The 12,515-nt window shown below is 59.1% G+C and carries 12 protein-coding genes; all 12 read right to left on the bottom strand.

Annotated elements, in window-relative coordinates; genetic code table 11:
• Positions 1–2: 2 nt before the first annotated feature.
• The 12 genes from ACKVY0_RS08330 to ACKVY0_RS08275 all read right to left on the bottom strand — a co-directional run bounded on the left by ACKVY0_RS08330 (position 3) and on the right by ACKVY0_RS08275 (position 12,510).
• The gene (locus ACKVY0_RS08330; protein WP_409214341.1) at positions 3–578 is read right to left on the bottom strand and encodes an acyltransferase; all 576 of its coding nucleotides are present in this window, start codon (positions 576–578) and stop codon (positions 3–5) included.
• Positions 579–604: 26 nt separating this feature from the next.
• A complete protein-coding gene (locus ACKVY0_RS08325) occupies positions 605–1,477 on the bottom strand; it encodes a glycosyltransferase family 2 protein (protein ID WP_409214340.1) in 873 nt (290 codons plus the stop codon).
• 70 nt (positions 1,478–1,547) lie between these two features.
• Complete coding sequence (locus tag ACKVY0_RS08320) at positions 1,548–2,426, bottom strand: glycosyltransferase family 2 protein (RefSeq protein ID WP_409214339.1); 879 nt, start codon at positions 2,424–2,426, stop codon at positions 1,548–1,550.
• Between the two features lie 2 nt (positions 2,427–2,428).
• Positions 2,429–3,046 (bottom strand): class I SAM-dependent methyltransferase, encoded by a 618-nt coding sequence (locus tag ACKVY0_RS08315; protein ID WP_409214338.1) that lies wholly within the window; start codon positions 3,044–3,046, stop codon positions 2,429–2,431.
• Positions 3,043–4,011, bottom strand: a complete 969-nt coding sequence (locus ACKVY0_RS08310; RefSeq protein ID WP_409214337.1) for a glycosyltransferase family 2 protein — start codon at positions 4,009–4,011, stop codon at positions 3,043–3,045. The genes ACKVY0_RS08315 and ACKVY0_RS08310 overlap by 4 nt, the downstream gene beginning before the upstream one ends.
• Entirely contained in the window at positions 4,008–4,946 is a 939-nt protein-coding gene (locus ACKVY0_RS08305; protein ID WP_409214416.1) for a glycosyltransferase family 2 protein, read from the bottom strand. Before ACKVY0_RS08305 ends, ACKVY0_RS08310 begins: the two co-directional genes overlap by 4 nt.
• Before the next feature lie 57 nt (positions 4,947–5,003).
• Complete coding sequence (locus tag ACKVY0_RS08300) at positions 5,004–6,197, bottom strand: Gfo/Idh/MocA family protein (protein WP_409214336.1); 1,194 nt, start codon at positions 6,195–6,197, stop codon at positions 5,004–5,006.
• A 42-nt stretch (positions 6,198–6,239) separates the two neighbouring features.
• Positions 6,240–7,565: a DegT/DnrJ/EryC1/StrS family aminotransferase gene (locus tag ACKVY0_RS08295; RefSeq protein ID WP_409214335.1), complete on the bottom strand. Its 1,326-nt coding sequence runs from the start codon at positions 7,563–7,565 to the stop codon at positions 6,240–6,242.
• A 4-nt stretch (positions 7,566–7,569) separates the two neighbouring features.
• Positions 7,570–8,517, bottom strand: a complete 948-nt coding sequence (locus tag ACKVY0_RS08290) for a class I SAM-dependent methyltransferase (RefSeq protein WP_409214334.1) — start codon at positions 8,515–8,517, stop codon at positions 7,570–7,572.
• 44 nt (positions 8,518–8,561) lie between these two features.
• On the bottom strand, positions 8,562–9,812 hold the full coding sequence (locus ACKVY0_RS08285; RefSeq protein WP_409214415.1) for a polysaccharide pyruvyl transferase family protein: 1,251 nt from the start codon (positions 9,810–9,812) through the stop codon (positions 8,562–8,564).
• Positions 9,809–11,191 carry a Coenzyme F420 hydrogenase/dehydrogenase, beta subunit C-terminal domain gene (locus ACKVY0_RS08280; RefSeq protein WP_409214333.1) on the bottom strand — a complete coding sequence of 461 codons (1,383 nt, stop codon included), beginning with the start codon at positions 11,189–11,191 and terminating at the stop codon, positions 9,809–9,811. The genes ACKVY0_RS08285 and ACKVY0_RS08280 overlap by 4 nt, the downstream gene beginning before the upstream one ends.
• Complete coding sequence (locus ACKVY0_RS08275) at positions 11,188–12,510, bottom strand: ABC transporter ATP-binding protein (protein WP_409214332.1); 1,323 nt, start codon at positions 12,508–12,510, stop codon at positions 11,188–11,190. Before ACKVY0_RS08275 ends, ACKVY0_RS08280 begins: the two co-directional genes overlap by 4 nt.
• Positions 12,511–12,515 lie beyond the last annotated feature (5 nt).

Genomic DNA, 12,515 nt, shown 5'->3' with positions numbered 1-12,515 from the left:
CTTCAGATTCCACCTGGACTATGCGACTGCTTCTGCAACAGCCTCGCCGGCACACCCGCGATGACAGATCCCGGTGGAAAACTCCGGGTGACCACGGCACCGGCGGCCACGACACAGCCGTCGCCCAGTTCGACATCCTTGAGGATGACTGCCTTGGCACCGATCCAGCACCGGCTGCCGATCTTGATGCGCCCCTTCTGCATGGGCTCTTTGCCAGGAGAAAGGCCAGAACCAAACCTGTGGTTGCTGTCCGTCAGGTAGATGTCCGGGCCGAACATGTTGTCATCGCCGATCTCAATCAAGTCGCAGGCATCCAGCATGACATTGCGGTTGAAGTAGTTGCCGTTACCGATGCGGATGCGAATGCCATCATACTCGGTGTCCTCCGGCCACAGCCAGCAGCCCTGGGTGAAGGCATTGTAGCTGCCGATTTGAATCTGGGCCAGTCGGCGGCAGCGCCCGCCCCCCTCCATCCGGTTCCGCACGCCCTGTTGCAGCCCCAGCAGGCGGTAACAGGCCAGCCGCAGCCGGCTAGCGAGTCCGCGCGGCTTGACGAGCAACAACGCCTCCAGTTTCATCGCTTGATCAACGGTGCCTAGTTCTTTTACCCCTGATTCCCCCCGCTGGTGCGGGACAGTTTCATGTAGGTGCGCAATGCCGCCACCCCCACGGGACGACGGCTGCGCAGCACTTCGGGGATCGCCTGCACAAACATACCAAACCCTTGGAGGCAGGGCCGGACCAGCCCCTGCCGCCAGGAATAAAACAGATGACGGGCAGTCTTGCTCAGCAGTGCCGCCAGCAAATAGGTCAGGGGGGAGCGACGCAGCGCCATCACCAGGTCATTGCACACGCCCGAACAGTGCTGGAAGGCGACATCACGCGCCACGGCAGACTTGTCATGCCAGACATGCACACCGGGCATGGCCACAACCTGGGAGCCTGCGTCCAGTAGCCGCAGGCAGAGATCTTTCTCCTCACCACCATAACTTCCCGGCGTCTTTTCATACAGTCCGACCGCACGGAGGGCGGACAATTTCAGCACATGGCCGCAGCCGATGAACATCGCAGTCTGACAGGGCACCCCGCGTTGCACCGGTTGCGGGCGGTCGGGAGAAAGGATGTCATACGCCACAGCGGCAGCCTCGGGATGGCTCTCCAGATAATCCACCGCCAGGGCGATCTCGTCCTCCTGCAAAAACCAGGCGTCGTCATCCAGGCTCACAAAGTAGTCCACGCCCTCGGTGCTCATCCACTGGTTGCGGGCGGCCATGTAGCCCCGATTCGGCCGCCAGGTGAGCCATTCCACCCCGGGAAACTGCCGGGCGACCGCCGCTGTGCCGTCCGTCGAGCCATCGTCAATGACCGAAACCCGCACCGTGCAGCCGCGCTGCGCCAGCGCTGCGGCAACTGCCTTCGGGAGTATTTCAGCACGATTGTGCGTGACGATGCCGACCAGTACCACAGGCTTTTGCATGACACTCATTCCCCCGAATAATGGTTTTCCAAACACCTCAAGACCTCAAGACCGCTGTGACCGCCAGTCTTCATGCAGTGACGCCGCTCGGCACCGTCAGACGCCGCTGCCGCAGGTAGGAATGCAGGGCGGTTGCCGAAATTGGCCGGCGCAACTGCCGGAAACGCCAGAGTTCCAACGGAGTGCGCAGCAGTCCCCACACCACCCCCAGTAATCGCCCCCGACTGAGCATGAACCCAATAACATTGAGGTACTGCAGCAACCCATAAGGCCAGCAGGAAAACGGATAGCGCAGCCAGACGAGCAGCGCCGCGTTGGCCACCGTGGCCGCCGTGATTTCAGGACGCTTTTGTTGCGCCAGATCCGTATCGTGAAACACCCGCAGATCGCCACACAGCAGCAGTTCCCAGCCGGCGGCATGCAGTTGCAGGGCCAGATCCCGCTCCTCCAGCCCGTAGGCGATCGGCCGGTCCACATAACCCTGCAGTTCCCGGTAGGCCGCCACCTTCAACGCATGCCCGCAGCCGACATAGTCCACCACCGGCCGCACTTCGCTCGTCAGGGGCGGCGGCGACTCCCCTCGCAAAAAAATGCTGGCCGCCACACCACCGGTTCTAGGCGCCAGCTCCAGATGCTCAACCAGACGGCCAAAAAAATCGGCGTCCACCGGCCATGAATCATCATCAAACGAGGCGAAATATGGCTGGGTGGCAGCCTGAAGGCAGCGGTGGCGTCCGCCGCCGGGACCAATTCGGACAGACGAAGCCAAAACATGCACCGAGGGATAAATTTCCGCGATTTTTTGCTCTAACAAGCCGTCACTGGCATCGATATGCACGATAATTTCCGCAGGCACCGGGTTGCAGGCAAAAATATGTGCTAGTCCATTGATGACTCTCTCATTGCGGTTGTAAGTCGGAATGCCGACGGTGACGGGCGCGAGTGCCATGTTTATTTGCCACAGTCAAACGCCAGCGAATCCACAAAGCGTCCGGGATTCTCAACTTCGCGAAAAGCGAGATCAATCGCATCCCCATACTGGCATCTGCGGATGTTGCTGAAGCCACATTGCCTCAACTCAGCAGCCAGCCCCTTCTCGTCCCACATCCATAGGTGATGGGAATTCCCCAGTAATTCGCGTGCGAAAGCTTGCAGCCCCTTGGGACGTGTTTTGCGCCCGAGGTGGGTGTAGCCCAGGAAATTGGACAGTGCCTCGGGGTTGGGGTTGGACTGATATGCCTCCACCTGCCTGGCAAAATCAGGCACCACCAGACGAAACGTTCCGCCGGGCTTCAGATAGGCATGCGAGTGGCGCAGGGCGGTACGGCAATCCTCCAGGGAAAGGTGCTCCAAAATATGGGAGCAGTAGATCGCTTCGCAGGAACTGTGGGCGATGCGCAGGCCTCGCACAATGTCGCCATAATGTATGTCCTGCGGAAAACAGGGAGACAGCCATTTTTGGAAAGCCGGGCCGATGATCGGCAGGCGTTGCAAGCGCAGCGTGGGGCTTGCGTCACAGTTGTACCAGTCTTGTGCGGGAACAAGTCCGCAGCCGTAGTGAAGTTTCATGGATTGATAGTCAATGGATTTGGCTCCGCGCGGCAGATCTCGAAAACTGCCCTGAGCTTGCCACGGCACGCGCGCACTAATTCGTGACGGCTATCCCTTCTCGCAGCACAGACCACAAGTTGAAATGCCTCCCACAAACCCAGCCGCAGGTAATCCTTGAGACTGCGACGCCGCAGAATGCATGTCATCACATAGTGGCGGTTGATCAGCTCCATTGCCGCCATGTCACACACATCAGCCTTGTGAGATCCCGGCTGGCTGTCGTGGAAGATGCGGGCCGTGCGCGCGTTGACCAACTTCCACTTTCTGCCGACGATGACCGACAGCGTCACATCCTCCATCAGCGAGTAACCGGTGAAATGAGTGGAAAACGCAGGCTCAGGCAACGCCTCGCGACGGTACAGAGTGCAGCCGAGATTGATCCACTCCACTGGCACGATCTCCGGCAGATCATCGCGATCCTCCGGCAGCAGATTCACTGCCGGACCTAGCACACGGCCCGCAAAACTGGACCCCCTTCCACCCATCAGTCTGAACATGATGCGCGAAACCCTGCCTGGCGGTTGATACCGCTGGTTCGTGATCATCGCGTTTGCTCCGCCAATATCATCGGCGGATTTGAATGCAGCCCACAGGCGCGTCACGCAATCAGGCTCGAAAAGAATATCGTCATCAAAGAACCAGATCACCGGCTGCATTGCCACGGCCACTCCCTGGTTCCGCTGCACCGCCGCGCCGAGCGTTTCAGCGCGCAAATATTTCACGGTGCATATACCAGCGGTGCTCTGCGCAAAGGTTTCCACCACACGCTGGGTTTCATCATCCTCCGATCCATCCACCACGATCAGCTCTGCAGGCAGCGCATCTTGTTTCAATAGAGAGTCCAGCATGCGTCCCATCGCGCCGACACGATTTCGCGTGGGGACGACGGCACTGGCGGGCAATTGCCTGATTTGGATGCTCATGATTTTTTCGCGCCACGCTGCCACCCCGCCAGTTTCTCCGCCGCTTTGAATCCCAGCAGGCGGTAGCCGAGCCGGTAGCCCGCTCCGTATGAAATGCGTCGGCCCTGGCCTCCTGGTTCAAAGTCCGGCTGGGAACGATGAATCGTGTGGTCGATCTCCACCGCAAGCGCGGTGTCGTAACGCCAGACCTGCCGCGCCACTTCCAGCCTCGCGTGGCTGATGGCCCAGAGTCGCGGCGGAGTCAGTTCCTTTTGTTCACGCAGAAATCCCTCGGCGTCGCCAATAATCTCCAAGCGGCGACGATGCACCTCGCTGGGATTCTTCGTGCACACCGATCCTGTGCTCCACTGGCGATACACCGCACCGTAGTCCGTGCAGTAGGCGAAGCGGTGGCCTGCTTTCAGCGCTCGCAGATACAATTCATGTTCCTGGCAGCAAGGTTGATCCACCTTCCAGGCCCCGGCGGAAACAATGGCAGTCCTGCGCCACAGGAGCGCGCCGGTTTGCGGCAGATCCCAGCGCACCAGCAGGCACCAGGGATCGAGCGGCTCCAGCATCAAGGAAACGCCCTGACGCACTTCACCCCCTTCATGATGAGTCTCTTGAATCACGCGGCTGAAAACCACATCCGTTTCAGGATTCGTCTCGATGAATCGCATCTGCTTCTCGATCTTGTCCGGCTTCAAATAATCATCTGCGTCCAGATATTGCAGCCAGTCGCCACGCGAAAGTTCCAGCAAGCGGTTGCGCGCCGCATTGCCGCCACAGTTCGGCCCGGTTTCAAAACGGATGCGATCATCGAAGGACAGGATGATGGCAAGACTGCCATCGGTGGAACCATCATCGACGACGACGACCTCCTTCTCCGCCCACGTCTGCGCCAGCGCACTCTCGATGCACTGGCCGATCCAGCGCTCCGCGTTGCAGCAGGGGATGAGGATGGAAACGAGCGGGTTCAGAAAATTTGAAATAAAAAAAGTAGAAAGCTGAAATCAGGATAGCGGACTCATCGGTGCGAATGTTGTGGTCATCTCCTTGCGCCCGCCGCAGCGTTCGGGGTGCTGCAAGGCCTCCACGATTTCGACAATGTGAACGCCCAGCTCGGCGGAAAGGCGGCACGGGCGCTGCTCACGAATCGCGGCGGCCATCTCGGCGGGGCCGCGCAGGAAATCCACCGGCTTGTCCGGGCCGACGAGCTGCTCCTTCACCGGGCGGAATGGCGGCAGCTTCCGTTGAAACAGCACCGGCCAGCAGCTGATGGCGAAGCGCGACTCCAGCCAGCGCATCAGCCACCGCGGGCGGCGCGCGAGGGCACCCTGCAGGCGCGAGAGGCCCGCCCGGCGGTGAAACACCGGCCCCACGTCATTGCGGACGTTGCCGACGAACAATTCGCCGTTATCGCCGATGACGGTCAGCGATTTGTCGAGCGGCGCGACGAGTCCGCAGGTCACGCGCGCCACCACGTTGTCGGCGTATTCGATGCAGCCGACAGTGAAATCGGGTGCCATGCTTTCCACCGCGATGCCCTTGTCGGGAATCTGGCAGGAAGCGAATGAAGTGACCCGCTTTGCCGGGCCAAACATCGCGGCTAACCAGGTGAGCACATAACCGGCATGCTCGTAGGTGCAGCCGATCTCAAACTCATCCTTCGCCGGCCAGGGCACGCCACTGGCGCTCTTCCAACACCAGGGCTGCTGGCGTGGAGCAATCATGCCGTCGTCGAAGTTCGCGTACACCAGCCGCACCTTGCCGATCACTTGCGCGCGCACCGCCTGCCACAAAGTCTGCGCCGTCGTGCTCAGCACACTGCACGGCGCGGAGACCAGCAGTAGGTTCTTTGCGGCGGCGAGGTCGGCCAGCCCGCGTGCTTCATTGATGGTCATTCCCATGGGCTTCTCGCTGTACACATGCTTGCCAGCTTCGAGGCAGCGCCTGGTGATTTCAAAATGACTGCGCGGGTTGGTGAGGTTGAGGACAAGCTGGACAGATTCATCTGCGAGCAAGTCTTCGAGGCTGGCATATTTTTTGACTGGCCAGCGCTTCAAGAAGGCGTCGAGGTTCGACTCGTTGCTGTCCCATGCGCCGGTGAATTTCAATCCGGGATGGTTCCCGAGTGTGACCGGATACATGTCGGCGACGTAGCCGGTGCCGATGATGGAGAAATTCATCCGGGGAAAAGCAGACATGGAAAAGCAGAAAGCAGAAATGGGGGCGAAGATGCCGGGGAGTTATTTCTGCTCTCTGCTTTTTGCTTTCTCAATTTTCCGCACAGCAGCGGCAATGTCTTCCATGTCGCGCTCCGTGCCGAGAAAGACGTTGGCACCGATGTAGATGATCTCCTGCGCGGCTTTGTCTGACACGGGGGTGGGCAGTGCGCGGAAGTAGTCGGGATGACGTGCCATGAGGCTCTTCATCGCCGGTTGATCGGCGATGGTGTGGGCGTAGCAGCGATTCAGTGGCGCGCCTTCGGCTCCGGCGGCGCGCATGAACTCCTCCAGGCTGATGCCACCGCAGTGCTCGCTCTTGTAACGCAGCACAAACATGTACATGCCGTGTTTCTTCATGCCCGGATGCTCGGCCAGCGGCTCCAGGCACTTCACTTCACGCATCAGCTCACGCAGCCTCTTGAAATTCTTCGCGCGTGTTTCCTGCTGCCGCTCAAACTGGCCGAAGCGATGCAGCAGCAGCGCGGCCTGATACTCCGTGGGGCGGCAGTTCCAGCCGAGTGTGGCATGTTCCCAGCGCGAGCCGGTCTCCGGCAGGCGGCCTGCATTGTGCAGCATGTAGGCGCGGTCGAAGATGTCCTTGTCATTGGTCGTCAGCATCCCGCCTTCACCACAGGTCAGATTCTTCGCAGACTGAAAACTGAAACCCGCCGCATCCCCCAGTGAACCGACCGGGCCGCTCTCCCACACCGCGCCATGCGCCTGCGCAGCATCTTCGATGATCTTCAAGCCGTGCTTCTTGGCAATATCGGTGAGTGCTGTCATGTTGGCTGGCTGGCCAAACTGATGCACGGGAATGATGGCCTTGGTTTTGCCGGGAATGATGGCCTCCTCCACGCGCTGTGGATCGAGATTGAGCGTACCGGGATCGACATCGACGAGCGCCACGCCGAAGCGCCGGTCCAAAGCGCAGGTGGCGCTGGCGATGAAGCTGAGGTTCGGCACGATCACTTCTCCGCCGTAGTCGAGTCCGTCATGATCAAACACCGCCGACAAGGCAAAGCGCAGTGCATCCGTGCCATGTGGCAGCATCAGCGCATGTTTGCAGCCGCAGTAGTCGGCAAACCTGCGCGCCATCTCCTTCTGCTTGGTCTGCGGCAAGCCTTCTGAGCCGCTCAAGAAGACCTGACGCATGGCTGGTCCGACATGCGCCACCCAGGTGGTGCGCGAATGATTGTCTGAACCTGCCCAGGGTCGCAGCCGTGTGTCGCGCACCGGCGTCCCGCCATCGAGTGCCAGCTTTCCGGTGAGCCGCGACGCGGGCGCGGGGATGCGTCCCAGCGTTTGCTGCGCCAGCCATTTGGTCGATTGCTTGAGGGCGGATGTCATCGGTTCAGGAGCGCCGCGTGAGGGTCACAAAATAACCAAACTCCAACGGAACCGGTGGAATGAACTTTGACATCCCGGTGAGCTTGATGGTCTTGGAAAGAAAGCGTTGCAACAACCGCCTGTTGGCTGGCTGATTCCATGTCCGATGGCAATCCGGAGAGGGAGCCAAGGGCTGCGGATGTGGCTTCTGCCATTTCTTTCCTGCCATTTGTGAAGCCCATGCCTGCACGTTTTGCTCCGTGGAGCGGAAGTGAATCTGCTCCTCGACCTGGAAGACTTCTGAGAACTGATTCCTCCAAAAATCAGGCGGAAACATGGTGACGAGATCCGGCGGCGGCGTGGTATCGACCCACCACTGATCGTGCATCCAGCAGGCGTTGCGGTTGGGGACATTGAAGACAAGCCTGCCACCCGGCTTTAACTTTTTGATTAAATCGCGTGTAAGGCCCAGAGGGTCTGCCACACAACCGATGAGACCAACGTGATAAATCAGATCATAGGGACCACCGGACTCCGCACGCGCTGAACCGGCGAGTGCAAAGTGATCGCCAAAGGAAGCCGAGGCTGCGGAGACGGCCTCGGGGGAAACATCAAGGCCGAGAACATTCAATCCCGCGAGAATGAGCCAGGACGAGAGGTAGCCACGCGAGCAACCGATCTCGAGACAGGACGCGCCACGGTCCAGGCCTTCCGCCGCCTCGATGACAAAGCGGTATTTCGGGGATGTCTCCACGAGATATTGTTGAAGCCCGGCGAGATCGCGCGCGGCGAAGAGGCGCCCAGTCTGCTCCGCGAGATCGCGATACTCGGCATAATACGAGATGGCGCCGGATTGATGGAAGACCTCATGCACGGATTCATCGTGACGCGTGAAGCGGCAGCCGCAGTCATCGCAATCAGCCACCTGCCAGGGATAGCCGGAAAAGTACTCGACGGCTCCGAGTGCGCGCACTCGTACTGAGCCGCACACCCTGCATCTGGTTGGAGGCGCTTCGTTCATTGCTTCAAAGGCAGTCCCTGGACCAGGTGGCGCGCGTTTTCATACACGGCAGCCGCCACCTGTGGCTGCAAGGCGGTGAGTTGCGCGGAGACCTCGTCGCTTCGAGCCATCAGTTCTTCCACCATGGCGGTGCAGTCTTCCACCAAGGTCTGGCTCTGACCGTCGAGGACGAACTTCGACTGCTCGTAGATGGTCATGATGTCGGCATACTTGTGGTGCCAGGAGAGCGAGATGGCGGGAACAGCGGCAGACAGAGCGGCGACGACGCTGTGGTAACGCGATCCGATATGAACGTCCGCGCAACTGATCACCGACTTGAGATCGCTGGCGGAGAGATCAGCATAGATCACGGACACCCAGGGGCTGGGACGCACCAGTGCATGAATGGCCAGACTGACCGCCAGATCGCAGCGGTAGGGAGTGTGCTGAGTCGGGTGGCTGGTATGCGGCACAAACAGCACGGCATAGCCACGATCCAGCAACTGGTCCACGAGCCGGGCGCGCTGCCGCACATAGGCGGACTCTCCTCCGGACAGATCTTTGCCAAACTGCACGGCGCTGGGAGAGATGGTCACCAGCTTGCGATCGGGAGTTTGTCCGAATGCTTTCTTGATCAGTTCATGCCCTTGCTGACGGTCATAGTCCAAAACGACCGCCACATCCGGGTAGGCACGACAGTCCTTGCCGGGCAAAAAAGCCTGCACCTGCCTGAGTGTCTCCTCGCCGCGACAATAGACCGTGGGCAGAGTGGAGAGGTCTTCCTTTGCCGCTTTGGCCAGCGCGGGAGTCGAAAAAGGACCGTAGCTCTGCGTCCAGGCGCGGAACACACGCCGCGTGCGCTTTGCCGCCTTGAAGTAACGATACCGCATGCCTAGCCCGTGATATTCCGATCCTTCCGGCGGCCCCACATAGCCGATGGCGGTCATGTCCAGCACCACATCGCACGAACGCATGGATTGGTGCCAAGTTTTTAATTTGCGTAATCTGCGGAGTGATGAACCCAGCCCCTCCTTCAGTACCCGCCAGGGATGGAGTGAAGGCAATCCGCCATCCCAATTGTCCTCAACTACCTTGACGCCATAAGTCCGCGCCCTCTTTTGCTCAAACTGGAACTCGGGCTCCGGCGGCACGGAAAAAACAAATTCCGCCTCAGGAATCTCAGCCCGCAGCACTTTCATCAAGGAGAGCGCCAACGCGGGGCCGCCTTTGTTGCCTTGAAGACACAAGCCTGTGACAAAGAATTTCATGCTGATAGTGCGGTCGTTTTTCTGTCTTTCAGCAGCCGAAAGAGTTTCCCCGGAATCCTGAACAGCCTTCCCACCCAAGGATGATAGCGGGAGAGGTGACGCAGCAGATAGACGCTACGAAACAGCCGGTAGTTCTTGTTGCGCAGCAGCCAACGCAGCAGGCGCTCAATGCCGAATCCAGCCTGTTCCGCTAGCGTTGGAGGCGGCTCCTGCCGCGTTGTTTCCGCATAAACAAACTCAGGTGTGGCCATGCCTATGGAACGAAGATGCCTGGAAAAACGGCGCGCTGTCTGCCCCTCGACCAAATCTTCAGACTGGCTCTCGATGATGTCATTTTCTCCCGAACTTTCGAGATGAAGCGAGCCGGCAGCCTCCAGGGACCGCAGAATTTTCAATCCTGCAGGCGTGCGGGTGACGATGATGCTGAGTTTCTGCTCATGCTTGCGTGCCAGCCACGCATCCCCCACCGCCACATCACACAACACGTTGAGGTGATCCTGGCAGAGCCGGCAGCGCAAACGGTTGGCTCCAGATGAAAATGACGCGGCATAGTCCAGGCGCTCCGCCCGCCCGGCAAACACCCGGCGGTGAAATTTGTGCTCGCCTTCACCGGTGCGGATTTTCAGCAGCCCCACCTTGTCCTCGCCGCGATAGTTTGCGTCCGTGAAGTCGCCCTTGATGCCTTTGTAGGTCATAAAGGCGTGCAGTGAGTGATCTGAATACATCCAGCCGCAGATCAATCCGATCTTGAGCGCGATCTTGTCCAGCAGCGCAGGCTCGTGATCCACCGCATACTTGAGGATGCCCTCCAACTGACAGGGGGTGGAAACGAGATAGCACGGTTGATCGACGCTGCGCAGCAAGGGAATGGCATCCAGGAATCCGATGCCGTGATAAATCGAGCCTGGCACCTTGGCCAGTTCGGCCACCGAACGCAGGATGGCCGGCCCATGACCGTGTTCCTTTTTGATCAGGCAGATGACTGGAGTCGATGCGGTCAGCGCCGTCTGGATCAGCAGGCGCACGATACCGCCCGAACTGGAGACACCGTTGTCCCGGTGAGGCTGGGAATAGCCGAGAAAAACACCCGTCACCGGTCCTTGGCGCGACATGTCACTCACATTCAATCCCATGGATCGACGCGCAAGATCAGGAAGATCCACGCGGATGCTCGGACACACCGAGTCACACGGCTGCGCGGTGCATGACTGACATGCCTGCAGATCATCAATGCGCACCTCGTGGGCGGCTCGAAACTCATTGTAGGCAGGCTTGATCACTTTGGTGGGACAGACCTCCACACAGGCACCGCAGGCGATGCACAGATCATTGGTAACCACCTCAGCAATCTTCGGCTGACTTAGTGACGGCACATTCATACGATGGGGTGCTGTGCGTTCCATTCTCCTGGCAACACCACAGAATAGCCATGATTACCAACTACTCTCCCCTCAACAAAGCCGCCTGGGCCAACCGTGAGGAGGTATCCATTTTGAATCCAGTCATGCACGATCCCGCCGGAACCGATCCACACATTGAGACGGTAATCACCTGGAGTCAGCGGCAGGCGGTCAATTTTTAACTCCAGAATGGTTCTGCCTTCTCTCAATCCAAAGCTGGAATGAGTATCAACAGAATAAACCTGTAGCACCTTGTCGCCCGTCTCCGTGAAGAATCCAATCGCCACATCCACCGACATGATTTCTGGAAATGCATCCTCTCGCATGAGTTCAAATACAACCTTCACAGAATCGCCTGTGACGGGGTTTTCAGGCATGAACTTCATGTCCTGAATGAAAACTTTTCGGTCGCCGCTTCGAATGTTGCCACTGGTGAGGAATCCTGATGTCTTCTCTGCCAATGCAAGATACTCGCTCACAGTCTGACTGATGCCGCCCGAAAACGTCAGGCATCCGTTTCTGAGCAGGATTCCACTGTCGCAAAGGTTCATGACAGCACTCATGTTGTGACTGACGAACAGAACTGTGCGCCCGCCTCTGGCCACTTCGCCCATCTTGCCCAGGCACTTCTTTTGGAACTCCGCATCACCGACGGCCAGCACTTCATCGACGACGAGTATCTCCGGCTCCAGATGCGCGGCGACGGCGAAGGCGAGGCGCACATACATGCCGCTGCTGTAGCGCTTCACCGGTGTGTCGAGAAACCGCTCCACCTCGGCAAAGGCGACGATCTCGTCGAACTTGCTTTTGATCTCCGCCTTGGTCATGCCGAGGATGGCGCCGTTGAGGTAGATGTTTTCGCGGCCAGTTAGTTCGGGATGAAAACCGGTGCCGACTTCCAGCAGGCTGGCCACGCGGCCATTGAGCGTGATGCGGCCCTTCGTCGGCTCGGTGATGCGGGATAGGATTTTCAGCAGCGTGGATTTCCCCGCACCATTGCGTCCGATGATGCCGACGACCTCACCTTGGTTCACCTCGAAGGACACGTCTTTGAGCGCCCAGAAGTCCTCGGTGGCGGAGCCACCGTGAAAAGCAGAAATGGGAAATTGGGAAAGCAGAGATGGATCATGGCCTTCGGCATTCTGGATTTCTGCTTTTTGCTTTCCAAATTTCAGCTTTTCAAGAAAGCCTCCGGCTTTCCGCGCAATCACATCCCGCAGCGCGGTGTAACGCTCACGCGATTCATGGTGAATGCGGTAGCACTTGCCCAGGTTTTCGACGCGGATGATCGGAGGCATGGAGG

This window comes from Prosthecobacter sp. (assembly GCF_046154365.1).
Lineage (GTDB): Bacteria > Verrucomicrobiota > Verrucomicrobiia > Verrucomicrobiales > Verrucomicrobiaceae > Prosthecobacter.
This window is presented reverse-complemented; position numbering and strand designations above follow the sequence as displayed.

Coding starts and splice junctions, on each gene's coding strand:
- ACKVY0_RS08330 (WP_409214341.1), bottom strand. CDS start 578: ATGAAACTGGAGGCGTTGTTGCTCGTCAAGCCGCGCGGACTCGCTAGC.
- ACKVY0_RS08325 (WP_409214340.1), bottom strand. CDS start 1,477: ATGCAAAAGCCTGTGGTACTGGTCGGCATCGTCACGCACAATCGTGCT.
- ACKVY0_RS08320 (WP_409214339.1), bottom strand. CDS start 2,426: ATGGCACTCGCGCCCGTCACCGTCGGCATTCCGACTTACAACCGCAAT.
- ACKVY0_RS08315 (WP_409214338.1), bottom strand. CDS start 3,046: ATGAAACTTCACTACGGCTGCGGACTTGTTCCCGCACAAGACTGGTAC.
- ACKVY0_RS08310 (WP_409214337.1), bottom strand. CDS start 4,011: ATGAGCATCCAAATCAGGCAATTGCCCGCCAGTGCCGTCGTCCCCACG.
- ACKVY0_RS08300 (WP_409214336.1), bottom strand. CDS start 6,197: ATGTCTGCTTTTCCCCGGATGAATTTCTCCATCATCGGCACCGGCTAC.
- ACKVY0_RS08295 (WP_409214335.1), bottom strand. CDS start 7,565: ATGACATCCGCCCTCAAGCAATCGACCAAATGGCTGGCGCAGCAAACG.
- ACKVY0_RS08285 (WP_409214415.1), bottom strand. CDS start 9,812: ATGAAATTCTTTGTCACAGGCTTGTGTCTTCAAGGCAACAAAGGCGGC.
- ACKVY0_RS08280 (WP_409214333.1), bottom strand. CDS start 11,191: ATGAATGTGCCGTCACTAAGTCAGCCGAAGATTGCTGAGGTGGTTACC.
- ACKVY0_RS08275 (WP_409214332.1), bottom strand. CDS start 12,510: ATGCCTCCGATCATCCGCGTCGAAAACCTGGGCAAGTGCTACCGCATT.